Consider the following 23,052-nt stretch of genomic DNA (forward strand, 5'->3'; position numbering starts at 1 on the left):
GGCCATTGAAACCTGCGATTAACCGCAGCGGTTACATCTAGAAGCCTGAATCTGCTGGAAGAAATCATTACCTTTATCGTCTACCAGAATAAAGGCCGGGAAATCCTCAACTTCAATCTTCCAGATTGCTTCCATACCCAGTTCAGGGTATTCCACACATTCCAGACTCTTGATGCTGTTTTGTGCCAGAACGGCTGCCGGTCCGCCAATACTGCCCAGATAAAACCCGCCATGTTTGTGGCAGGCATCTGTTACCTGTTGGCTGCGATTGCCTTTTGCCAGCATGATCATACTGCCACCTTGGGATTGCAGCAGATCCACGTAAGAATCCATACGACCTGCAGTTGTCGGCCCTAAAGAACCAGACGCATATCCTTCTGGCGTTTTAGCTGGACCCGCATAATAGATCGGATGATCTTTAATATATTGTGGCAGGCCCTCACCGTTATCCAGGCGCTCTTTCAGTTTGGCATGGGCAATGTCACGTCCCACAATAATGGTGCCGCTCAGAGACAGGCGGGTAGAAACCGGGTATTGCGACAGCTCTTTTAAAATGTCTGCCATCGGACGGTTGAGATCAATCCTAACAACCTGACCTTCGTTGCTCTGGCGCAAATGTTCAGGGATATATTTACCCGGATTTTGCTCCAGCGTTTCCAGCCAGACACCTTTACGATTAATCTTGCCTTTGATATTTCGGTCAGCAGAGCAGGAAACCCCCATCCCGACCGGGCATGATGCCCCATGACGCGGCAAGCGAACGACCCGCACGTCGTGAGCAAAATATTTACCGCCGAACTGCGCACCCAAACCCAATTGTTGTGCCGCTTCCAAGAGTTCCTGCTCCAGCACGACATCACGGAAAGCCTGCCCATGTTCATTACCTTCGGTGGGCAAACCATCGTAATACTTGGTTGACGCCAGTTTTACCGTTTTCAGCGTGCTTTCAGCAGAAGTACCGCCGATGACAAACGCAATGTGGTATGGCGGGCAGGCGGCTGTACCCAAGGTCTGCATTTTCGCGACCAGGAATTCTTTCAGTTTTCCCGGTGTCAGCAGCGCTTTGGTTTCCTGGTACAGATAGGTTTTATTGGCTGAACCGCCGCCTTTGGTGACGAAGAGGAATTTATAATCTTCGCCTTCAGTGCTGTACAGGTCGATCTGCGCAGGCAGGTTAGTGCCGGTGTTCACTTCCTGGTACATATCCAGCGCGGCGTTTTGCGAGTAGCGCAGGTTATCTTCGATAAAGGTGTTGTAGACTCCGCGCGATAAGGCTTCAGCATCGTCGCTGTTGGTCCAGACGCGTTGGCCTTTTTTGCCCACGATAAGTGCCGTGCCGGTATCCTGACAGGTTGGCAAAATGCCCTTGGCCGAGATTTCAGAATTACGCAGGAATTGCAGGGCAACGTATCTGTCATTTTCGCTGGCTTGCGGGTCATCCAGAATGGCGGCAACTTGCTTTTGGTGGGCAGGGCGCAGGAGGAAAGAGGCATCGTGGAACGCATGTTGGGCCAGGAGGGTGAGGGCTTCTGGCTCAACTTTCAGAATATCTTGCCCTTCAAACTGCGCGACAGAAACATGATCACTACTAAGAAGATGGTATTCAGTATCGTCTTCACCTAGCGGGAAGGGGTCCTGATAGTGGAACGGTTTATTTGACATAATTTTCTCACATGCAACATCAGTTAGCGAAACCAATCGTTGGCAAAACAATCGTTCGTAAACCCAAAGCGATCGTTAGCAAAACCAAGCCGATATATTTTTTACTATGACTTTGATCATGATCCTACTACAGATTGTGATGGCTAAGCGACGCGCCAGACCTCGTTCTAGCGTATTGATCCCATTTTCTTTACTTATTAATAGCGCCGAACGAATCATGGTGGGAAACTATCTAATGGTCGTCTTGTTCCACTCTATTTGCTAAAAACTCCGCTAGCCATTTTTCTGCTAACTTTGATGATCCAATTCATTGCGTATCCCCGGCGGGCGCTCGCTGATGCTTTAGTGCAAAAGCATGTTCAGAACTACATTGTACAAGTTATTGTCAGTATGGTTTTTCCCCTCTATAATAGTGCCTGAAGAATCAGCATGAAAAGGGGACATGTAATGAGAACAATTAGTTATAGCGAGGCCCGTCAAAATTTGTCTGCAACTATGGTGCAGACCGTTGAAGATCGAGCGCCAATTTTAATTACCCGTCAGAATGGGACCTCTTGCGTCCTGATGTCACTCGACGAATTTGAGTCTCTGGAAGAAACGGCTTACCTGTTGCGTTCACCGGCCAATGCCAAGCGCTTGATGGACTCCATTGAGGAATTGAGGACAGGAAAAGGAATTCAAAAGGAACTTGAAGATTGAAGATTACTTTTTCAAGTCATTCTTGGGATGATTATCTTTATTGGCAACAAACAGACAAGAAGATTCTTAAGAGAATTAACGAACTTGTTAAGGATATTCAAAGAACCCCCTTTGAGGGAAAGGGTAAACCGGAGCCTCTTAAACATAATCTGGCAGGATTCTGGTCCCGTAGGATTACAGAGGAGCACCGGCTGGTTTATGAGATCTCCGGTGATAATGTGTTGATTGCGGCATGTCGTTACCATTACTGATTCAATGTTGCCATTGAATCAGTAATCAGATTTTACCCGCCGTATTATCGTTTGACCCGTGAAACGCTTTCGCAGATTCACTGGCTGTCAGAGACTAACCCGCATCCCCGTTTCATAGATCTGTTGCAGATATTTATTCTCCGTTGTCACTTTATCAGCCACTTCATCTCTCCAATGTTGCGGTTTATTGAGCATTTCCGCGCACTGGATTTTACCCCCACCAGATGACAGACCTTCTGGAGAGATGGCCTGCATCATCCAGCATTCACGATATTTATCGGTAATCGGGAAAGGGGCAGCAAAGCCCAACTGACCTGCGTCAGGCTGAAAGCCATATTTCGGGTAATACTCTTTATGCCCCAAAACAAAAACGGCTTTTGATCCCATCTCCCGTAGCTTTTGGATCCCGGCGTTGATGAGCAGGCCACCTACACCCTGACGCTGATAATCAGGCGTGACAGCCAGCGGTGCGAGGATGTGCATCAGCGGAGATGTTGGTTGCCCCTCAATGCGCACGGCAGTAAAAAGGATGTGACCAACGGCTCTGCCTTGATGATATGCAAGAAGAGAGAGCATCGGCTCGGCACTCGCGTCCTCCAGCAGCTCTTGAACCAAATTGGCTTCTTTATTATAGCCAAACGCATTTTTTTCGACCGTTATAATGTCATCAATATCCTGATCGTCGGTCGTTTTTAACTCGATTCCATCCAAGAACATTCTTATTACCTCACACCTGGTATTCGTTTCCCTAATGGCAAAATTTGCGCATACAAAGGCAGACTCACAATTTTATATAATGAATTCGACACAAGAAAAATAGAGAGAGCGAAACTCATTTGAAACCACTTTTTTATGCGCGAAAGCGCGGAAAGAGCGGTGTGAGATACGTTCATGCATCGATATTTCGTATAAATCAATAGCATCGCTCATGCATTAAGTAACACATTTGGTTTCTGCTGAATAAACAGAAAAACTTATTGATTAGACACAATATCCAACACAAAAACCTCGACGATAAAAACAGAAATAATAACGCAAAAAAATTATACCTTAGATATTGTAATAATAATAGTCTGAGTCTTTGATAAAAATCAAAAATTATCGCTCAAGGTTTAATGTACTCATAAGTTGTTTTGTTTTCATTGTCCGCTTTTTTCAAAAGCTCCGAATTATTTCTATAAATTTTAAAGCCATGTCTATAAGGTTAAAGAGTTTATTGGGAAAAGTACCCATTGATAGGCTGTTTTCAATGCAACTCTCTCGTTAACCTGAATGTGTAAATTAAGAGTGCATCAGGGAATGTGCCAGCAGAGATATATCAGCCAGGATTTCATTCTCATTACCAGATTAGCGTCAGTTCGTAGATAAAAGCCTGCCAGATAGTAAAAAATACTACGGAATTACTTTACGTAATTGTTAATTACCTTCCCGGCAGAGCGATCTTAAAAAAGGCACGTTTGTACCAGAAACTTGCCATGTGTTTCTTTTGTTAAGAAAGAGATGAGATTATGTTTAAATCTACAGCGTTAAGGATATGTGCAGGTATTCTGGCCGTCATAATCGCAATTTTCATTTCGCAAATGGATCCACCCGAAGGGCTTACTCCACAGTCCATGCTCGGGCTTGGGATCTTCCTGGCAACCGTGATTTTTTGGATTTTCGAAATCACCCCGGATTTTATCGCAGCAATCCTTATGTCGGTTTGCTGGGCAGCATTTGGCGCCGTGCCATTCAGTATCGCTTTCTCCGCCTATAATACGCCCACTTTCTGGTTAACCCTGGGGGCATTTGGGCTTGCGGCGGCGATTGGTAAAAGCGGGCTGCTGACTCGAATTGCCAAAACGTTGATGCGGAAATTCCCTTTAACATTCAAAGGACAAGCTCTGGGGCTGCTGCTAACCGGTCTGGTGATTTCCCCCCTGATTCCAAGTACGACCACGAAGTCGACGTTAATGGCACCCTTCCCCAAAGCGATTGGCGAAATCATGGGGTATGAGAAAAATAGCCGAGGTGCAGGTGGTTTGTTCGGCGCCATGTTTATTTCTGCTGCGGGAATGCAACCTGTATTTTTAAGCAGTTCATTTATCTGTTATGCCATATTTGCCTTGATGCCTGAATCAACAACCGCTTATATCAATTGGGGAACCTGGTTTTTAAATACCGCCATTTGGGCCACGGCTGTATTAGTGCTCCACTATATTGCGATTGTTATTCTGTATAAACCAGAAGCACATACCGCCCATTCTCAAGCCACCTCCGAAAATGTACTGAATGAAAAATTACCGCCCATGAGTAGGGATGAGAAAATTGTTATTTCCCTGTTGCTCATTTGTATTGTGCTCTGGGTAACAGAACGCATGCATGGAATAAACTCAGGCATCGTGGCGACGGTCGCACTCTGTATTCTGGTTGCCACTAATGTACTTGACCGCAAATCATTCAAATCACATATCGTCTGGGATGCGCTGTTCATGCTGGGTGGCGTACTCAACCTCTCCACCGTACTTCCTTACCTGAAAGTCGATAAATGGTTGGGTAATGCGCTTGGGCCAACCATTGTTCCGCTGATGTCGGAGAACGTCTACTTTTTCCTGACGGTGCTGGCCGTTGTTGTCTATCTCATTCGCTTTATCATCGTTTCCCAAACGGCTCTGGTGACTGTTTTCACCCTGATTTTTATCCCTTTCTGTGGCCCCGCCGGTATCAGCCCCTGGGTCATCGGTTTTGTGACCCTGGCTGCATGCGGTGTCTGGAACGTCAAATACCACAGTATTACATTCCTTGCCGCGCAATATGCGTCAGCGGCAGCCAGTGAAGATGGCGAACCCTATGTCACTCATGGGCAAATGATGAAGCTATCCGTCGTTTATATGATTGTAAGTATTGTTGGTACTTTATTGAGTATTCCATTTTGGCAATGGACTGGCTTGATAACGCAATAATATCCGCCGGTACCGAACACGATATTGCGGTGGTACCGGTTATTTGCTCGACTCCTGGAGGCAATTGAATATGAACTTTAGCAGAACAGATGAACAACAAATTCTCTTGGAAAGCCTGGGTGAGTTCATCGCAAGGGATTTTCCAGATTCCTATTTTAAAGATTGCGATGCCCAACATAAGTATCCGATCGAATTTATGAAGGGATTATGTGATGCCGGTTTTGGGTTAATGGGGATCCCAGAGGAATATGGCGGTACACCTGTTGATGATCTGACCTTGATTATGTTTTGCGAGGAGGTGGCGAGATTGACAGGAACGTCATACCTGACCTCCTATTTGATCTACGTTGACGATATCCTGACGTTTGGCAGTGATGAGCAGAAAAAAGTCACCATGGATTTGGTTTCCCAAGGAAAACCGTCCCTCTGTTTGGGTATTTCAGAACCTCAGGCCGGTTCAGATAATTCTGCAATGACCGCGACTGCCACTCACAAGAACGGCAAGGTTTATATCAATGGGCATAAGACCTTTATTACCAATGCGAGCTTTTCCCCTTATATGCTCTGCATGACCCGTGATTTGGACAATCCCAAGCCGGTCAAAGGCATTAGCATGTGGTTCCTGCCTCTGGACAAAAAAGGGGTAAAAATTGAGAAACTGGACAAAGTGGGCTGGAACATGAGGCCATCTTGTGAAGTTTATATGGAAGATGTCGAGCTGGACGAAAAAGATCTGGTGGGTAAGCCCAATGAAGGTTTCTTCCAGTTAATGAAAAACTTTGAGATTGAGCGGCTCGTTATGTGTGCGGGATCATTAGGTTGTGCACAGGCTGCTTTTGATGATGCGTTGCTATATGCGACCCAGCGCGTTCAGTTCGGCCAAAAAATTGGCTCCTTCCAAATGATTCAGCAAAAGCTGGTCGATATGCAGATAAAACTGCATAACATGCGCAATTTCCTCTACAAATGCGCATGGGAAAAAGACAACGGCATCTCTATTCAGATCACGTCGGCATTGGCAAAACGTTACTGTGCCCAGGCTGGATGTGAAGTGGTGGATGAGGCCATGCAGATCTTTGGCTCCATCGGTTACACCAACGACCACCGCGTTTCCCGGATGTGGCGCGATCTCCGTGTTGGCCGTATCGGTGGCGGCACGGATGAAATCATGGTCTATATCGCCGCCAAGGCCATGCTCAAGGCAGCAAGCAAATAAGAGGAGCAATTTCTATGGATAAGAACAATTTGCCTCCTGCGTTTGGCCCCCTTGCCGGGGTAAAGGTGCTGGTTTCTGGCGTCGCGTATGCGGGGCCATTCGCGGCAAGCCTGATGGCTGACTATGGGGCTGAAGTGCTTTCCATTGAGAGCACAGTCGCGCCTGATATGATCAGAACGGGCTCCGTATTTCAGCAAATGCACAGAAATCAGCGCGCTATTGCCATGAACGTACCAACGGACGAAGGACGGGAGATATTTCTCAAGCTCATTAAAGAACACGATATTTTTATTGAAAGCTCAAAGGCTGGGCAATGGGGCCGCTGGGGATTGGATGATGAGGCCCTTTGGGAAAGTAATCCAAAATTGGTCATTGCCCATGTCTCGGGATTTGGTCAAACGGGTCTGCCTGAATACACTTCAAGAGGATCGTGGGATGCAATAGGGCAGGCTTTTGGTGGCATCAGTTCTATGAATGGACTGGCTGAACCTGAGCCTCCGATGATTACCAACCCTTATGTTTGCGACTACTACACGGCCATTTATGCCTCCTGGGCCTGTTTGGCTGCCTATATAAAGGCGCAAAAAACAGGCAAAGGCGACAGCATCGATATTGCCCAGTATGAAACACTGATTTACAGCATGGGTGATGCCTTGATGAATTATCTCAATAAAGGCATCGAATATAAGCGTGCGGGTCTCAATAATCCGAAATACGGCGCGTGGAAAACCTATACCTGTAAAGACGGCAGCATCTATTGCGCTCCTGCCGGAATTAGCGCCATGAAAAAAGGATTGCCCTTCCTGGGCCTCCAACACGGCAGCGAGGACATTCCTGAAAACTGGCAATTTACCCCTACCGGGACAAAAGGTGCCAAACTGCTGGAAGAGAAACTTGCTGAGTATTGTGCTGGCCGAACCGTTGATGAGGCGGACCGGGAATTGAATAAAGTAGGGATTTTGGCAAGTCCCATTATGACGCACGATAGAATGGAGGATCACCCGCAATACAAGGCGCGTCAGGTTATTGCCCAATGGGATGATGCTGACGGTAAACCGATTAAGGGACCCAATACACTACTGCGCTTTAAGAACAATCCCGGAACGATTTGGCGTGGCGCGCCCAAATATGGAGCAGATAATGAAGAGGTGTTGTCTGGTTTGGGATATAGCGCTGAAGAGATCGCCGAGTTTTATAAGAGTAAAATTCTGACGAAGGTAACCTCTTGAAAAGCGTCGAGATAAGGATATGAATATCAAATCTGCACAGCAGGTGATGACAGGAAGATCTGAAAGATTTGTTGTGATAATGATCTTCATTTCTTGCTTTCTTGGCATGATGGCTGACGGTGCAGATTTGATTATTCTCTCTTTTTGCCTGACCAAAATAAAGGCTGAGTTTGGCCTGACGAACATTCAGATTGGTGGGCTGGGAAGCGTGACGCTGATAGGCATGGCTATCGGCGGTATTTTTGGCGGATGGGCGGCGGATCGGTTTGGACGCGTCAAGACGGTGGTATGGAGTATCGCTGTTTTTTCAATCGGCACGGCAGCCATTGGTTTTTCGAGCAATTATGAGCAGATCGTTTTTTTCCGTTTCATTTCCGGTTTGGGTTTGGGAGCTGAGTACGTTGTCTGCAATACCCTCATGGCTGAATTTGTTCCCACCAAATGGCGAACGACGGTATTGGGGGCATTACAATCAGGTTGGTCTGTGGGATATATTGTTGCGACAGCGTTGGCCGCCTACCTATTGCCTCTCTATGGTTGGCGCTGGTTATTCTATCTTTGCCTTATTCCCATCGTACTCGCTGTTTTCATCCGGGCATTTATTCCAGAACCTCCCGGTTGGTTGGCCTTGCAGAGGGAGAAACGTGCGCAAGGTAAATCAGGCCGGGTGCAAAAGAGGGGGTTGATTAAGACGATGGCGGAGAATCCGCTGCAACGTAGGGTACTGTTATTATGGATTTTGACATCATGCGCGCTGCAATTTGGCTATTTTGGTGTAAACACATGGTTTCCAGCGTATTTGGAACAAGAGTTGGCGATTGATTTCAGAACCCTGAGTGGATACATGGTCGGAGTTTATACCGCGATGATTCTGGGCAAGGTGATTGCGGGGTGGTTGGCAGATTATTTTGGCCGACGTATTGTCTTCTCCGTTTCCGCGGTGGCGACAGCATTTTTTCTGCCCGTGGTGGTTTTATATAATACACCGGACAATATTGCTTATCTGTTGGTTATCTTCGGATTTTTGTATGGCGCACCCTACGGAGTCAATGCAACGTATATGACAGAAAGCTTTGAAACCAGTATCAGAGGAAGTGCGGTGGGCTTTGCGTACAACATGGGACGCGTCGGTGCGGCGGCGGCCCCATTATTGATCGGCTATCTTGCCTCGTGGTCTATTGGATTAGGATTCTTGATTATGGGAGGCGCTTATCTGCTTTGCGGGGCGATTCCGGCCTTGTTTATTAAAGAAAAACTCTATGATCCCCAAAGTTTGCAACGCGGATAGAATCATTGCCTGTATACCCATAAATAATGCGAGGTGCAGGTAGGGAATTACAGGTAAAAAAGGAGGATGACTTATGTGTGATTCAGAGAAAGTTAACCAAACCTTCACTATTGATAATAAAAAGTATCAAGTCAGTTCACTGTTAAAGGGTGAAGTACCTGATTTTGCTCACCAGTCTGAGTTTCACCATGCGGTCTATGGATTAATCAAAGAGTGGTATTCAGAGTCACCAACAATAACCATCAAGAGTTCGGGGTCCATGGGCAGATCCAAAGATATGAAGGTGGGGAAAGAGCAGATATTACGCAGTATCGATTATACCCGTGATTTTTTCGCTTTAAAGCCAGGGAAAAAGGCTCTTCTTTGCTTGCCGCTACCTTATATTGCGGGAACAATGATGGTTATCAGATCCCTGGTCATCGGGATGAATTTATTTATCCTCGTTCCTGGCGGCAGGCCACTGAATAATACTTTTTGCGGGAAAATGGATTTTGCTTCTCTCACGGCATTGCAGGTTTATAACAGCATAAAAGAAGAGTTTGATAAAAAAGCCTTGGCGACAATAAAGAATCTGATCATCGTCGGGGGAGGAATCAGCAAGGAAATTGGGATGGTTTTGCGTGATTTTCCTAATTCAATTTATTCGACGTATGGTATGGCAGAAACCGTTTCCCACATAGCCATGAGAAGAGTCAGTGGCCCAGAAGTTTCTGAACGCTACATTCCGTTTGCGGATGTGACGGTCTCCCTTGCTGAAGATGACACATTGATTATTAATGCCCCGCGCGTTGCTGAGGGGTTACTGCATTCCAATGATGTGGGCGTGGTATTTGATGATGGAAGTTTCCAGATCATTGGACGTAAAGACAATACGATTAACAGCGGTGGAATAAAAATTCATATTGAGACGGTGGAAAGTCTGTTGAAATCAGTTATTTCAGGTAATTTTGCTATTTCATCCGTGTCCGATGAGAAGTTTGGTGAAGTATTGGTTCTCGTTTCCGAGCAAAACATTGACATTGCTGCGGTTAATGAAGTTCTTCCCGCTTATTACAGACCGAAGAAGGTTATTTATCTGGAAAAAATACCCATGACGGAAACGGATAAAATTCGCCGCTCTGAACTTAAGCAATTGTTGGGAACTGTGAGTCACAGTGTAGAAATATGAGTAGGGTTAGTTTATGTTTTGATAATGAAACGATTCTGCGATTAATGTTAGTAAATTGATACTTCATGCTTTTTTATGGAGGTTGTCTATATACAGACCAGATGACATTTATATAACACCCTACGTCCCGCCACGCATTGAGAATCGACTTTCTCAAATTTTGAAGATGCATGGTAAATTCGTTACGTTGCAGAAAAAACAATTTCTTGTGAATAAAGATATTATCAAAAGTTTTGTATATGTAAAATCTGGAGTGATTGGCCGAATCCGTGAAACGCCAATTTTAACCAAACAGAGTTTTTTGGAAATTACTCCGCCGGGTTGCATGGCGAATTTTATTAATTTTTTTTCACCAGGGAAAGTAAAAATACGCATTCTGGCCTTGCGCCATTCGGAGGTGTACATTACACCCTTCGAGAAAATTTACGCATTGATGGAGGAAGATGAGGAAATAAGACATTTGATTTATCAGATGTATGGCGGCAATGCGGAGAGTTCTTTGAGAAGCTGTCATTGCAATTTTATTTTCCCCTGTAAATATAGACTTATTTTATTATTCAAAGCACTGGCGAGACATTCTGGTTCATTACCAGATGCAAACGGCTGGATACGTCTCCCTTACAAGCTAACGCGGGAAGAGTATTGTGAGATTGTTTTCTGTAGCCTGCTAACATTGGATAACACCTTGCTTGAGTGGAAGAAAGAACAACTTTATAAAAAAACCATAGAAGGGTCTTTTGTACACGTTGACCTTCTGGATAAAGATATTGCCGACTCTTTGTACAAACATGATGTGGTAATCCACGAGCCAACACCAGACTATCATTTTTCTGATCACTCTTCCCGATTGAAAGAAACCGTGTGCGATCCGGTTTGAAGGATATAAATGAGGGGTGAGCGACCTCAATAATACGAAAACCCTTGCAGCGTTTTGTTACGCGCTGTGGGGATTTTTGTTTTCAATTTCCGTTAATTTTCACTCTACGCTATCTCCCATGGCAATAAAATAAATTTTAACTTTTTATGAAAATTTTCATAAAAACTACCTGGTAATATCCTGTTTTTAAAAAATATGAATTGCTACCCTCTTAAAATAAACGTGCTTTCAGAAGATATGTTGGAGCGCGACCAAAAAATTTCGGCGCTATCTGAAGAGGTCATTATGAAAACCATTGTCTGTTTTAAATTGGTACCCGAAGAACAGGACATTTCTGTGAATGCTGACAGAAGTCTCAACCTGACCACTGCTGCACCAAAAATAAGTCAGTTTGATCTTAATGCCATAGAAGCTGCCAGTGAACTGGTGGCAATGGCGGCTGGGGGAGAAGTCGTCGCGTTAAGCGTTGGCGGGGAATATCTAAACAATACCAAGGTGCGTAAAGACGTCCTCTCAAGAGGCCCCGACTCCTTGGCTCTGGTCGTGGATGAGCAATTTCATCAGATCTCTGCGTATCAAACGGCCCAAATTCTTTCTCATTCCGTTCTTAAAATAGGTTTTGACGTGATCATCTGCGGTGATGGTTCAGGTGACAGGTATGCCCAGCAAGTGGGTATGCTGCTTGGTGAAATGCTGAATCTACCGACGATCAATGCCGTTACCCGCAGTCATTTCAGTAACCACAGATATCAATATTCCGCGTATCCCAACGATGAAAGCTATTTTAGGTGCGGGTAAAAAGCCCACCACAACCTATAACCGTGAAGTGATAGACCTCGGCGCGTTGGCTGAATTGACCTGCATATCTTCCATTGCTGCACCGGAACAGACATCAAGGAAGAACATCATTATTGAAGGTGACAGTGAAGAGCAGATTGCGACATTTATAACCCATTTGAAAACGGCATTAATTTGACTGAATGGAGCGGGAAATGAGCAAATTACCTTGTGTATGGGTATTTAGTGATAGCGGATCCAAATACCCTGAGTTGATCGCCGCGGGAAAAGTCTACGCAGATCAAGTCAACGTCATCAATATTACGGCATTGGATACGGCGAGTCAGGCTTTGGTATACGGCGCCGATCGGGTATTCCAGTTTAATTACGAAGATGGCACGCGGTTAATCGAAGAGTATGCCTTAAGTTTTGCACAGCTTATTTCTGCCGGGCAGCAACCGACGGCATTGTTTATGAACTCCACCTCGTGTTGCAAGGCGATCGCCGGGAAATTGAGCGTATTGCTAAAAGCTGGGGTAATCAACGATGTCTCCAGTGTGAAACTGGATGAGCAGAAACTTATCGCAACACGCATGGTTTATGGCGGATTGGCACTGAGTGAAGAACGGATTGATACCCCAATAGCCATTATCACGCTCAGTTCTGAAAGCGTGGAGCCCTTACCGGAAGACCCCGCAAAAACGGGAGAAATTATTCCGGCAACCTTTGTGGAGCCTGTCAGTCGTATCAAATGTATCGGCCGACAAGTGAAGCAAGGGGAACGCACGGATTTGCGGCAGGCGCAGCGTGTGGTTGGCGTTGGGCGTGGTTTGTCTGCGAAAGAAGATCTTCAGATGATTGAAGAACTCTGTGTCGCTATCGGTGCCGAAATGGGGTGCACGCGGCCCATTGCCGAAGGTGAAAAATGGGTGGATCCGGATCGCTACATTGGTGTTTCTGGCGTCATGCTGAAGCCTGATGTCTATCTGGCATTGGGTGTTTCAGGGCAAATTCAGCATATGGTGGGTATTAATGGTGCCCAAACGATTATTGCCGTTAACAAAGACAAAAATGCCCCCATCTTTCAAAAGGCTGACTATGGTCTGGTCGGCGATTTGTACAAAGTGGTTCCTGCCATTATGGCCGCTTATAAAAATTAGCCATGGTATCCCCTTAATAATTCGGGTTGCAGGAAGGCGGTTATACCTAATCATGGCGGTTTTTCTAGCGGGCCAAATAAAGCAGCAAGGGAGTAACTTATGTCTGATGATACCTTTGATACCATCATTGTTGGGGCCGGTATTGCTGGAAGCGTGGCCGCCTATATTTTAGCTAAAGCCGGTGCTGACGTTTTGGTCATCGAAAGAGGCAATTACGCTGGTAGCAAAAATATGACTGGCGGGCGTATTTATGCCCACAGTCTTGAAAAGATTATGCCAGGGTTTGCCAGGGAAGCGCCGGTTGAACGGTTGATCACCCGCGAAAAAATATCATTCATGACAGCGGAAGATTCGGTGACGTTGGACTATCACGCCAAAGAGAAAAATAACCCTACAGAGGAATCCTATTCGATTCTGCGTGGGCAGTTTGATCCCTGGTTGATGGGCAAGGCCGAGGCGGCGGGCGCTCAGTTCATTACCGGAATACGGGTTGATGATCTTTGGGTTGAGGATGGGAAAGTCGTCGGGGTTAAAGCAGGAGGAGATGAGTTGCGTTCAAATACGGTGATTCTTGCCGATGGATGCAATTCTATATTGGGCGAAAAGTTAGGCATGGTTAAGCCCATTTCTGCCGAATCAGTGGGGGTCGGCGTCAAAGAGTTGATCAAGTTACCCCAGGATCAAATTGAGGCGCGTTTTAACATCAGGGGCAATGAAGGCGTCGCCTGGCTTTTTGCGGGAATGCCATCCAATAAATTGATGGGCGGCGGGTTCCTTTATACCAATCAGTCCACGGTATCGTTAGGGATTGTCTGCGGCTTGCATGATATTGAGTCCTCAACGAAAAGCGTTCCACAAATGCTCGAGGATTTTAAAAATCATCCTACGATTAAACCATTAATTGAGGGCGGGGAGGTCATTGAGTATTCGGCACACCTTGTGCCGGAAGCCGGTTTAAAAATGATGCCAAAACTGTGTCGTGACGGTGTGGTTATTGTCGGGGATGCTGCGGGTTTTTGCCTCAATATGGGATTTACAATCCGGGGTATGGACTTGGCGGTGGCGTCAGCAGAGGCTGCGGCACAGGCCGTGTTACAGGCGCGTGAGAAAAATGATTATAGCCAGGCCAGCCTGTCTGTTTATGAAAAGCTCTTGGAAGAGAGTTTCTTAATGCAAGATCTCAAACTTTACAACAAGTTGCCTAATTTGCTGGGTACATCAAGAATCTACAATGAATATCCGCAAATGGTGAGCGGTATTGTCAGCGATCTGTTCACTGTCAATGGGCGACCCGGCATCCCTTTGCGACGTAACATCATGAAACACTGCAAGAAAGTAGGTTACATCAATCTCATCAAGGATGCGGTGAAAGGCGGGAGGGCAATATGAGCGAAACTGTCAACGTTGCAGCGAAACTGAGTGCAAACAAGTTTTATGTCGATGAAGAGGAAGCACATATTGTGCTGGTTGACTCCCCGGATCTTACTGAACTGAAAAAGTTGATTATTGCCTGTCCGGCGGGTCTCTATCAGCTTGATGACAAGGGAACGGTGCATTTTGATCATGCGGGCTGCCTGGAGTGCGGTACGTGCCGGGTTCTCTGCAATAAAACAATCCTGGAAAAATGGCAATATCCGCGCGGCTCTTTTGGCGTAGAGTTCAGGCATGGCTGACAATGGATCAAGACCACCAGACATACCGATAAGTAACAGGGGTACGTCTGGTGTTAACCACTTATTACGCCTGAAGCGTCGCCATATCAATAACGAAGCGGTATTTCACATCGCTTTTCAGCATGCGTTCGTAAGCGTCATTGATATCTTTCATGTTGATCATTTCAACGTCTGAGGTGATGCCGTGTTCTGCGCAGAAATCCAGCATTTCCTGGGTTTCTGCAATGCCACCGATGCATGAACCGGCAATGGAACGCCGCCCCAGAATCAACGTCACGGTGTTAAGCATCGGATTGATATCTCCCAGGAAACCAACAAACACCAGAGTGCCATCCAGATTCAGCGTCGGCACATACGGGTTAATATCATGAGCGTAGGGAACGGTATCAATTATCAGATCAAACTGACCCTTCACCGCCGCCATCTGTGCATCATCCGTAGATAACACGATATTGTGTGCACCGAGACGGCGGGCATCGGCTTCTTTGCTTGGTGAACGCGTGAATAGCGTGACTTCCGCCCCCAGCGCATTCGCCAGCTTCAGCGCCATATGACCCAAACCACCCAAACCAACGACGGCGACTTTACTGCCTTTGCCTACTTTCCAGTGGCGCAGCGGAGACCAGGTGGTGATACCGGCGCACAGCAGCGGGGCGGTGGACTTGAGATCCATGCCGGTAGGCACGCGCAGAACGAAATCTTGCGAGGAAACGATGGTTTGCGAATAACCGCCGTAGGTAGGCAGGTGGTCATGGCGATCGACGCCATTATACGTCTGCACATTGCCCTCTTCGCAATACTGCTCCAGCCCATCTTTGCAGGGCGGGCATTTCCGACATGAATCTACCATACAGCCAATCCCGGCATAGTCACCGGGCTTGAATTTGGTGACCTCTTTGCCAACTGACGTCACGCAGCCAATCACTTCGTGACCCGGAACCAGCGGATAGGTACTGAAGCCCCAGTCATTACGAGCCTGATGAAGATCGGAATGACAGACGCCGCAATACAACACTTCGATGACGACATCATCAGGGCGCGGATCGCGTCGGGTAAATTCGAGCGGTGCCAAAGGAACTTGTGCTGACTTTGCAGCATAACCGAGCACTTTCATGGTCATGTTTGTACTCCAATTTCATGAGTTCAATAGCGTAGGTGGGATCGATCTAGCCTCCGATACCTTGCGCCACAACTTACCTCGACGCTACTTTTTATACCGCGCGTCGGTGACTTTTTCCTCCACGTCGACCAAGGCTGCCGGGGTTAATATCGAGTAAAGTAACGGTACCTCCCTTCTTTTTTAAGAACCAGATAACAAAAGACGATAGGCGCCATGAGCAAAATTCATCAAGGCGACAGACGTTCTGCTCAGTAAAAAAACCTCACGAGGACAGCATAAAGAGTAGCAAATTTCGGTGGGAAGATTAGATCCAGAAATGTGCATGAGTATATGAATCGAACTCATAAGTTTCGATATACTGGTGAGAGACCACGCGAGACGCTACGCGGTGCAGCGAAGCGCAGCAATGCACTACCGGGAATCTGAGTAATTGGGAGGGAATGAGAGATGACACACAATTCTGCAAAGGGAATTTTCAATTCCCCTTTCCTATCCCATGGGTTTTGTTATTAATGAGAAAGAACTTTACGGTGAGGCAAAAATGATATGAACAAAACAGAGTTCTCTCAGCGTATTGCTCAGTTAGACAACCTGACAGAGACAGATATTCGCATCATTGACTATTTTGATAAGCATTTCATGTCAATACCTTACAGTAAAGTCATTGATATCTGTGAAGAAATTAATATTGCCAAGTCAACACTAGGGCGTTTTATGGTGAAGATCGGGTTCAATGGTTTTCAGGACTTTAAGAAATCCACCCTTGAATCTGAGCAACGTAGAAACATCTCTCCAATAGAAAGGTATAATAAAGAAAGCAAGATTAAAAGTGGGATGGAGTATATTGATAGACATTTCAAAGAGATAACAGGAAATATTACCGGTACGTTGGAGAATATCAATAAGAAAGATTTGGAAAAAGCCATAGAACTGATTTGTGACCCAGAAAGAAGAATTTACATCATAGGAAGCGCTACCGCACACTCTTTGGCCGAGTATTTCTATCTGCTGGGCCGGTACATCAAAAAAGATCTCGTGTTGCTTGATGCCAACATCGCGAATTTACCGCACAAGCTAATAGATTCACGAAAAGGTGATGTGTTGCTAGCGATCTCCTATTATCGATTTTCTAGCGTCACTACGCGTTTAATCAGGTGGTTTCATCAGAATCGTGGCGAAACCGTGGTAATTACCGATCGTGCTGTCAATCCTTTCAGCCACTTCGCCACTGCGCTGTTACTTATGGAGAGCCAGCATAATGGGCTTTTCAATAGTCGAAGTTCTGGTTTTGTTCTTATTGAAGCGCTGGTTAATTATATGGGCGAAGTTGCCGGTAATGACCTGGGCGATAATTTCCATATTATGGAATCATTATTTGAAGAGTTTAATGTTTTCAGTAAATAAAAACTAATAAAAGTATCGATTATTCAAGTAAATACTTGCTTTACGTCTATGCATCTAATTGCTCGCGATGAGCATGCGTCATTATATTCAGGTAACAGCAAAACACGGGGGAAATGCCGGGTTTTGATTCTATTAAATGAGGTTTTTATCATGTCCAATAAAGAAGTTCCAATTTGTCCGGAGCAACAAAGTATTAATACATCGCAGGGGAATTTAACATTCCGCTCCTGTGGTGAGGGCGATGCCGTTATATTTCTGCACGGTCTGATGGGCAGTTCCAAGGCGTGGGCATTCCAGTATGCAGCTTTATCCTCGCATTACAAAGTGATTGGATGGGATGCGCCGGGCTACGGAGAGTCCGCGTTGGTTGATGCCGATATCGATAAGTACATTCAGATGCTGGACGAACTCGTTGAGACTTGCGGAGGTAAAAAAGTCTCCATCGTCGGGCACTCGATGGGTGGAACACTCGCCAGTCGTTATGCGGTGGAGCATGCTGATAAGGTCAAATGTGTGGTTTTATCTTGCACGCATCCTGGCTATGCGGCGCCTGAAACCGCGCCCATGTCAGAAAAACTGGAAAAGCGCATGGTAGAGCTCGCCGAGATTGGTCGCGAAGCCTATGGCCGCAACCGGGCGCGTGATTTGTTGCCGTTTGATGATGTGCCGGAAACGGTCCTGGCCTATGCCGCGATGATCGCCTCGGAAACCAATCCTGAAGGTCTGAGACGCGCATCCCGTATGCTCCAGCTTGCCGATAATCGTCCGTTGTTGCCAAAGATTAAGGCTCCTGCGCTGATTCTGACCGGCGAAAAAGATACCGTGGTGCAACCGCAACTCAAAGCAGACCTTCTCTCGCTGGTGCCGTTCACCCGACATATCGAAATGCCTGGTCTGGGGCATGCCCCTTATTTTCAAGCGCCAGAATATTATAACGCGCTGCTTTATGATTTTATCTCCCAAAACTAATTATATATTAAGGAAGATATGATGACTGGATTCTTAATAGGTATATTTGTTACCGTGTTAGCGGCCTGGTTTATAATAAAAAACTACCAGCCGCAAACGGTTCTGCTCTTGGCCGGTTTAAGTTTGTTAACCATTACGGCCGTATTCTTTCCTGAACAATCGATACTGTATGCAAAATCAAAATCGATCGGTTGGGTAGGCGGCGATATTTTTGCTTTCGTTAAAGAGTCGTTAACCACGCAGGTGGCGGGAATTGGTTTGATCATTATGGCTGCGGGTGGTTTTGCAGATTATATGGATCATATCAAAGCCTCCAACTCGATGGTGGATATGTGTATCAAGCCATTGCAGATGATTAGAGCCCCTTATGTCATTCTGGCTATTGGTTATATTTTATCCCAACTTCTGCATGTGGCGATCTCCAGTGCGGCCGGCCTCGCCATGCTCTTGCTGGTGACGTTTTTCCCGGTCCTGGTGCGTTTGGGGGTCAGTAAGGCCGCCGCGGCATCAATGATTGGTATGTCGGCATTTATGGACCTCGGCCCGGCGGTAGGTACCGCTAACCTGGCTGCGAAACATGCAGGAATGGAAACTGCGGTTTATTTTGCCCATTACCAACTCCCGGTCGCTGTCGGTGTCATGCTGGTGGTCTCGGTATTGATATTCTTCACCGCACGTTACTTTGATGCCAAAGACGGGCACGTTGTCGTACAGCAAACGCATGAACAACAGGAACAGAAAGAGGGTGACAAGGTTCCATGGTTCTATGCCTTGCTGCCAATTTTCCCCGTTGTTCTGGTTATTGTATTCAGCCCGTTGATTGTCGCTACCATCAAGGTCGACGTTGTCACCGCGATGATCATGGGTACTATGCTGGCGTTCTTCTGTGAACTGTTCGTTAAGCGGGATTTCAAAGCGGTATGTAAAGGCGTTCAGGTCTTTTTCCGCGGCATGGGTTCAATGTTTACCAGTATTGTTTCCCTGTTGGTCTGTGCGGATGTCTTTGCCCAGGGCCTGCAAATCATAGGTGCCGTTGATTACATTATCCAAACTGTTCAAAATGCTGGATTTGGTTTCGGCAGTATGACGGTTGTGATGGCCCTGCTGGTTTGCGTTACCGCTGCCTTGACCGGTTCTGGCGTCGCCGCCTTCTTTTCGTTCTCAGGGCTGGCTCCAGGGATTGCCACTAAATTTGGCGAAAGCGCAGTAAGCATGATTTTACCTATGCAGTTGATGGCCGGTATGGGGAGATCGATTTCACCTGTCGCAGGTGTGATTATTGCGGTGAGTAAAGCGGGTGAGTGTTCTCCGTTCATGATTGTTCGCCGAACTGTAATTCCTGCCGTTGGCGGTATCATCACAATGTTAATTATCAATGGTATTTTGAATTAAGTGATGGGTTTGATTTAAGTGAGTAAGTGAGTAAGTGAGTGAGTAAGCAAGAAGTGAGTAAGAAAGTAAGTGAGTAAATAGGTAAAAGGTAGGCAGTTAAAAAGGGATCTGGCATTGTCATGTCAGATCCCTTTGTCATATTAATACCCTTGGTGTCGATTTCTATTGCAATAACGTTTTGAATATAACTCAATGCGGATACGGACTATTTTTAGAGGTAAACACCCTCGATAATTTCACACTTCTTATTGGCCATATCCCGGTCAACCCAACTGCGTTCGGCTTCACCGGCCTGCGTGGCGGTTAATTTACCACTGTCGTGCAACTGGTATTTCTGCGCTTCTGCCAATAAACGTTCTGCATCGTGCTGGGGAATGACAATAACACCGTCGCCGTCACCGACGATGATATCCCCAGGATTAATATGCACACCGCCGCAGGAGATCGGGACATTCACCTCGCCCGGCCCGTCTTTATAAGGACCGGCTGGCGTACTGCCGGTGCCATAGACTGGCAGGGTCATCTGCTGAATGTTGTAGAGATCGCGCACCGGGCCATCCAGCACCACGCCCGCAGCCTGTTGCAGTCTGGCGTAGGTCAGCATGATCTCACCCATCAGCGCCTGACTGGTACCGCCGTCGTTTGACACCACCAGTACGTCACCAGGGCTCAACATATTCAGTGCTTTATGCACCATCAGATTGTCACCGGCCCGCGCTTTTACGGTCAGCGCAACGCCAACCATATTTTCAGTGACCGGTGCAGAGAGCAGACGAATCTGGCTGTTCATCGCGCTCAGGCGTCCCATGCAGTCAGCGATATTTGCCGCAGGAATGGTTTTGAATGCCGCAACCAGCTCAGGGGCAGGCAGCGTGCGCTGAGTAAATACTCGGAATCCAACGCTCATAGCTTTATCCTCATTTTTGATCGATGGCCTGAGAGTGATATTCACCCGCATCATTTTGGTCAGGCTTGAACGTCTGCTGCATCACTTTTCTGTCCAGCACGCCGTCCCAGGCGGAGATAACGATAGCGGCAATGCCGTTGCCAATCAGGTTGACAATCGCCAGTCCGGTGCCCACGAAACGGTGGATCCCCAGAATCAGGACCATACCGGCGACAGGCACAACAGGCAGGACGATCAGGGTACTGGTGAGCATAACGAAGGCTGCACCGGTCACACCTGCCGCACCTTTGGAAGTGAGCATGGCGACCAGCACCAGAATGATCTGGCTGGTCAGCGACAGTTCCGTGTTGGTGGCCTGGGCGATGAACAGAATCGCCATCGTCATGTACAGATTGGTGCCGTTAAGGTTAAAGGAGTAACCGGATGGCACGACCAGCGCCACAACGGATTTCGGGCAGCCCATGCGTTCCAGCTTGACCATCAGTTGCGGGAGCACGACGGATGAGGAGCCGGTTCCCAGGATAATCAGCAGTTCTTCCCTGATGAATTTCAGGTAGGCAAGCAGACTGAAGCGGCAGAAGCTGGCAATCGCGCCGTAAATAAGCAGTACGAAGACAATCAGCAGCAGATAAAATCCCAGTACCATCTTGATCAACGGAATCAGCGAAGCCAATCCGTAGGCACCAATCGTATAGGCAATAGCACCGAATGCCCCGATAGAGGAGAGTTTCGAAATCAGATGAACATTATGGAAAAATACTTTGGATGCGCTATCAACAAAATTAAAGACCGGTTTGCCTTTATCACCGATAGCGGAAAGCGAATAACCGAACAGAATGGAAACCAGCAAAATCGCCAGAACGTTACCTGAGGAGAACGCACTGACGAAAGTTGCGGGAATAATATTCATCGCAAAATCGACCAGATTTACGTCCTTGGCACTTTCGGTATATTTGTTCAGCGCTGACGTATCCAGCGTAGTGGGATCGATGTTAAACCCAAGACCCGGCTGAATAATATGGCCGCCGAACAGGCCAATAACCAGCGCCACTATCGACATCACGCTAAAGTAGATCAGTGCCTTCCCGCCCACACGACCGAGTTCTTTCATGTCGCGCATACCGGCAATACCTGATACTACCGTACAGAAAATAATGGGCCCGATGATCATCGCAATCAATTTGATGAAGCCGTCACCGAGAGGTTTCATTTTCACGGCGAGGTCAGGAAAGAAGTAACCGAGAGAAACCCCGACCACAATCCCAACTATCACCTGGAAATAGAGCTCTTTATAAAATGGCTTTTTTTTCATGTTTATCATTCCATCGTAATAACCGAGCTCTGTGCAAGGTATGGGTACAATCCTGGTGAACTGCACAGAGCCACCTATGTCTGTCGGATGCTCAGTCCTTCAAGTATCGGTCAAACAACCAGAGCCGGAAAGCCGTAGAGGCGAGCCGGGTTTTCGACCAGCAGTTTGTTGCGCAGACCTTCATCCTGACAAAAATCGAGCATCAGATTGACCAGTTCGCCATCGTTGGGCATGTCGTTGCTGATATTCGGGTGCGGCCAGTCCGTTCCCCACAGCACCCGATCCGGGGCGGTTTCGATAAGGGTCTGAGCGAAGGGAATCGCGTCATTGAAGGGGCGGACGCCGGCTGAAATACGCTCAGAGCCGCTGACCTTCACCCACGCCAACGGATTGTCGCGCATCAATTGCAAAAGCTGCTGGAATGGTTGCTGCTCCAGGCCCTGCGCGGTTTTCGCCCGTCCCATATGGTCGATGATGAACGGCAGATCGATTTTGCCGATGGTGTCTTCGTAGGTCAGAATATCCTGCGCATCAAGATGCAACACCACATGCCAACCGAGTGCCTTCACGCGTTGCAGAATCGAAAAGAACGTCGGTAAATCGGGTGCCCCGCCAAGATGCTGAACGAAATTAAAGCGTACACCGCGTACACCCCCCGCATGCAGGCGCTCCAGTTCGGCATCGCTTTCGCTACCGTCCACCATCCCGACGCCCATATAACGTCCGCCGCTGCGGGCAATGGCATCCAGCATTGCGCTGTTGTCGGTACCGTGACAACTGGCCTGAACGATGACCGCACGGGAAATACCCAGCCAGTCATGCAGCGCCAGCAGTTGCTCAAAAGGTGCGTCCTCCGGGGTATATTTACGGCTGGCACCGTAAGGGAAGCGCGAGCCGGGACCGAATACGTGGCAGTGGGCGTCACAGGCGCCGGCAGGCAGCGTCATTTTAGGTTTGATCGGATGGGGATCCGGTGCTTTACATGATTTCATAACTCACTCCTTGA

General features: G+C 47.1%; 20 protein-coding genes and 1 pseudogene. 15 read left to right on the forward strand and 6 right to left on the reverse strand.

Going from position 1 to position 23,052, the window contains the following annotated elements:
• Nucleotides 1-18 precede the first annotated feature (18 nt).
• Entirely contained in the window at nt 19-1,662 is a 1,644-nt protein-coding gene (gene fumA / locus DRI82_RS04820) for a class I fumarate hydratase FumA (RefSeq protein WP_114192349.1), read from the reverse strand.
• Nucleotides 1,663-2,109: 447 nt separating this feature from the next.
• On the opposite strand from fumA, the gene yefM reads away from it, so the two are divergent.
• Together yefM and DRI82_RS04830 are read left to right on the forward strand one after the other, a co-directional pair.
• Nucleotides 2,110-2,361 carry a YoeB-YefM toxin-antitoxin system antitoxin YefM gene (gene yefM, locus DRI82_RS04825; protein WP_114192350.1) on the forward strand — a complete coding sequence of 84 codons (252 nt, stop codon included), beginning with the start codon at nt 2,110-2,112 and terminating at the stop codon, nt 2,359-2,361.
• On the forward strand, nt 2,358-2,612 hold the full coding sequence (locus DRI82_RS04830; protein ID WP_114192351.1) for a Txe/YoeB family addiction module toxin: 255 nt from the start codon (nt 2,358-2,360) through the stop codon (nt 2,610-2,612). The genes yefM and DRI82_RS04830 overlap by 4 nt, the downstream gene beginning before the upstream one ends.
• 87 nt (nt 2,613-2,699) lie before the next feature.
• On the opposite strand, the gene DRI82_RS04835 is transcribed toward DRI82_RS04830, so the two are convergent.
• Complete coding sequence (locus DRI82_RS04835) at nt 2,700-3,329, reverse strand: GNAT family N-acetyltransferase (protein WP_114192352.1); 630 nt, start codon at nt 3,327-3,329, stop codon at nt 2,700-2,702.
• 791 nt (nt 3,330-4,120) lie between these two features.
• Here DRI82_RS04835 and DRI82_RS04840 point away from each other — a divergent pair.
• The 10 genes and pseudogenes from DRI82_RS04840 to DRI82_RS04885 all read left to right on the forward strand — a co-directional run bounded on the left by DRI82_RS04840 (nt 4,121) and on the right by DRI82_RS04885 (nt 14,942).
• Nucleotides 4,121-5,554 carry an SLC13 family permease gene (locus DRI82_RS04840; protein WP_114192353.1) on the forward strand — a complete coding sequence of 478 codons (1,434 nt, stop codon included), beginning with the start codon at nt 4,121-4,123 and terminating at the stop codon, nt 5,552-5,554.
• 70 nt (nt 5,555-5,624) lie between these two features.
• A complete protein-coding gene (locus DRI82_RS04845) occupies nt 5,625-6,770 on the forward strand; it encodes an acyl-CoA dehydrogenase (RefSeq protein ID WP_114192354.1) in 1,146 nt (381 codons plus the stop codon).
• Between the two features lie 14 nt (nt 6,771-6,784).
• Nucleotides 6,785-7,999 carry a CoA transferase gene (locus tag DRI82_RS04850; RefSeq protein ID WP_114192355.1) on the forward strand — a complete coding sequence of 405 codons (1,215 nt, stop codon included), beginning with the start codon at nt 6,785-6,787 and terminating at the stop codon, nt 7,997-7,999.
• 19 nt (nt 8,000-8,018) lie between these two features.
• Entirely contained in the window at nt 8,019-9,287 is a 1,269-nt protein-coding gene (locus tag DRI82_RS04855; RefSeq protein ID WP_114192356.1) for an MFS transporter, read from the forward strand.
• Between the two features lie 73 nt (nt 9,288-9,360).
• On the forward strand, nt 9,361-10,455 hold the full coding sequence (locus tag DRI82_RS04860; RefSeq protein WP_114192357.1) for an AMP-binding protein: 1,095 nt from the start codon (nt 9,361-9,363) through the stop codon (nt 10,453-10,455).
• Between the two features lie 208 nt (nt 10,456-10,663).
• Nucleotides 10,664-11,332, forward strand: coding sequence for a cyclic nucleotide-binding domain-containing protein (locus DRI82_RS04865; protein WP_157968014.1), 669 nt, complete (start codon nt 10,664-10,666; stop codon nt 11,330-11,332).
• Nucleotides 11,333-11,617: 285 nt separating this feature from the next.
• Nucleotides 11,618-12,308: pseudogene (locus DRI82_RS04870) on the forward strand (adenine nucleotide alpha hydrolase family protein).
• Nucleotides 12,309-12,324: 16 nt separating this feature from the next.
• Nucleotides 12,325-13,269 carry an FAD-binding protein gene (locus tag DRI82_RS04875; RefSeq protein ID WP_114192359.1) on the forward strand — a complete coding sequence of 315 codons (945 nt, stop codon included), beginning with the start codon at nt 12,325-12,327 and terminating at the stop codon, nt 13,267-13,269.
• A 99-nt stretch (nt 13,270-13,368) separates the two neighbouring features.
• Nucleotides 13,369-14,658 carry an FAD-dependent oxidoreductase gene (locus DRI82_RS04880; RefSeq protein WP_114192360.1) on the forward strand — a complete coding sequence of 430 codons (1,290 nt, stop codon included), beginning with the start codon at nt 13,369-13,371 and terminating at the stop codon, nt 14,656-14,658.
• On the forward strand, nt 14,655-14,942 hold the full coding sequence (locus tag DRI82_RS04885) for a ferredoxin family protein (protein ID WP_114192361.1): 288 nt from the start codon (nt 14,655-14,657) through the stop codon (nt 14,940-14,942). The genes DRI82_RS04880 and DRI82_RS04885 overlap by 4 nt, the downstream gene beginning before the upstream one ends.
• Nucleotides 14,943-15,006: 64 nt before the next feature.
• Here DRI82_RS04885 and DRI82_RS04890 read toward each other — a convergent pair whose 3' ends face one another.
• Nucleotides 15,007-16,062, reverse strand: a complete 1,056-nt coding sequence (locus tag DRI82_RS04890; protein WP_114192362.1) for an NAD(P)-dependent alcohol dehydrogenase — start codon at nt 16,060-16,062, stop codon at nt 15,007-15,009.
• A gap of 546 nt (nt 16,063-16,608) precedes the next feature.
• Here DRI82_RS04890 and DRI82_RS04895 point away from each other — a divergent pair.
• The 3 genes from DRI82_RS04895 (at nt 16,609) to dcuC (ending at nt 19,827) form a co-directional block, all read left to right on the forward strand.
• Nucleotides 16,609-17,466, forward strand: coding sequence for a MurR/RpiR family transcriptional regulator (locus DRI82_RS04895; protein WP_114192363.1), 858 nt, complete (start codon nt 16,609-16,611; stop codon nt 17,464-17,466).
• Nucleotides 17,467-17,616: 150 nt separating this feature from the next.
• Nucleotides 17,617-18,435 (forward strand): alpha/beta fold hydrolase, encoded by an 819-nt coding sequence (locus tag DRI82_RS04900; RefSeq protein WP_157968015.1) that lies wholly within the window; start codon nt 17,617-17,619, stop codon nt 18,433-18,435.
• Between the two features lie 21 nt (nt 18,436-18,456).
• Nucleotides 18,457-19,827, forward strand: coding sequence for a C4-dicarboxylate transporter DcuC (gene dcuC, locus DRI82_RS04905; protein WP_114192365.1), 1,371 nt, complete (start codon nt 18,457-18,459; stop codon nt 19,825-19,827).
• 211 nt (nt 19,828-20,038) lie between these two features.
• Here dcuC and DRI82_RS04910 read toward each other — a convergent pair whose 3' ends face one another.
• From DRI82_RS04910 to DRI82_RS04920, 3 genes are all read right to left on the reverse strand, one after another.
• On the reverse strand, nt 20,039-20,734 hold the full coding sequence (locus tag DRI82_RS04910) for an RraA family protein (RefSeq protein ID WP_114192366.1): 696 nt from the start codon (nt 20,732-20,734) through the stop codon (nt 20,039-20,041).
• A 10-nt stretch (nt 20,735-20,744) separates the two neighbouring features.
• Complete coding sequence (dctA, locus tag DRI82_RS04915) at nt 20,745-22,046, reverse strand: C4-dicarboxylate transporter DctA (RefSeq protein ID WP_114192367.1); 1,302 nt, start codon at nt 22,044-22,046, stop codon at nt 20,745-20,747.
• A gap of 110 nt (nt 22,047-22,156) precedes the next feature.
• On the reverse strand, nt 22,157-23,038 hold the full coding sequence (locus DRI82_RS04920) for an amidohydrolase family protein (protein WP_114192368.1): 882 nt from the start codon (nt 23,036-23,038) through the stop codon (nt 22,157-22,159).
• Between the last annotated feature and the right edge of the window lie 14 nt (nt 23,039-23,052).

Source organism: Edaphovirga cremea (genome assembly GCF_003332275.1).
In the GTDB taxonomy this organism is placed as follows: domain Bacteria; phylum Pseudomonadota; class Gammaproteobacteria; order Enterobacterales; family Enterobacteriaceae; genus Edaphovirga; species Edaphovirga cremea.

Excerpts from the sequence above, each read along its gene's own strand:
- fumA (WP_114192349.1), bottom strand. The coding sequence starts at position 1,662 with ATGTCAAATAAACCGTTCCACTATCAGGACCCCTTCCCGCTAGGTGAA.
- yefM (WP_114192350.1), top strand. The coding sequence starts at position 2,110 with ATGAGAACAATTAGTTATAGCGAGGCCCGTCAAAATTTGTCTGCAACT.
- DRI82_RS04835 (WP_114192352.1), bottom strand. The coding sequence starts at position 3,329 with ATGTTCTTGGATGGAATCGAGTTAAAAACGACCGACGATCAGGATATT.
- DRI82_RS04840 (WP_114192353.1), top strand. The coding sequence starts at position 4,121 with ATGTTTAAATCTACAGCGTTAAGGATATGTGCAGGTATTCTGGCCGTC.
- DRI82_RS04845 (WP_114192354.1), top strand. The coding sequence starts at position 5,625 with ATGAACTTTAGCAGAACAGATGAACAACAAATTCTCTTGGAAAGCCTG.
- DRI82_RS04850 (WP_114192355.1), top strand. The coding sequence starts at position 6,785 with ATGGATAAGAACAATTTGCCTCCTGCGTTTGGCCCCCTTGCCGGGGTA.
- DRI82_RS04855 (WP_114192356.1), top strand. The coding sequence starts at position 8,019 with ATGAATATCAAATCTGCACAGCAGGTGATGACAGGAAGATCTGAAAGA.
- DRI82_RS04860 (WP_114192357.1), top strand. The coding sequence starts at position 9,361 with ATGTGTGATTCAGAGAAAGTTAACCAAACCTTCACTATTGATAATAAA.
- DRI82_RS04875 (WP_114192359.1), top strand. The coding sequence starts at position 12,325 with ATGAGCAAATTACCTTGTGTATGGGTATTTAGTGATAGCGGATCCAAA.
- DRI82_RS04880 (WP_114192360.1), top strand. The coding sequence starts at position 13,369 with ATGTCTGATGATACCTTTGATACCATCATTGTTGGGGCCGGTATTGCT.
- DRI82_RS04885 (WP_114192361.1), top strand. The coding sequence starts at position 14,655 with ATGAGCGAAACTGTCAACGTTGCAGCGAAACTGAGTGCAAACAAGTTT.
- DRI82_RS04890 (WP_114192362.1), bottom strand. The coding sequence starts at position 16,062 with ATGACCATGAAAGTGCTCGGTTATGCTGCAAAGTCAGCACAAGTTCCT.
- DRI82_RS04895 (WP_114192363.1), top strand. The coding sequence starts at position 16,609 with ATGAACAAAACAGAGTTCTCTCAGCGTATTGCTCAGTTAGACAACCTG.
- DRI82_RS04900 (WP_157968015.1), top strand. The coding sequence starts at position 17,617 with ATGTCCAATAAAGAAGTTCCAATTTGTCCGGAGCAACAAAGTATTAAT.
- dcuC (WP_114192365.1), top strand. The coding sequence starts at position 18,457 with ATGACTGGATTCTTAATAGGTATATTTGTTACCGTGTTAGCGGCCTGG.
- DRI82_RS04910 (WP_114192366.1), bottom strand. The coding sequence starts at position 20,734 with ATGAGCGTTGGATTCCGAGTATTTACTCAGCGCACGCTGCCTGCCCCT.
- dctA (WP_114192367.1), bottom strand. The coding sequence starts at position 22,046 with ATGAAAAAAAAGCCATTTTATAAAGAGCTCTATTTCCAGGTGATAGTT.
- DRI82_RS04920 (WP_114192368.1), bottom strand. The coding sequence starts at position 23,038 with ATGAAATCATGTAAAGCACCGGATCCCCATCCGATCAAACCTAAAATG.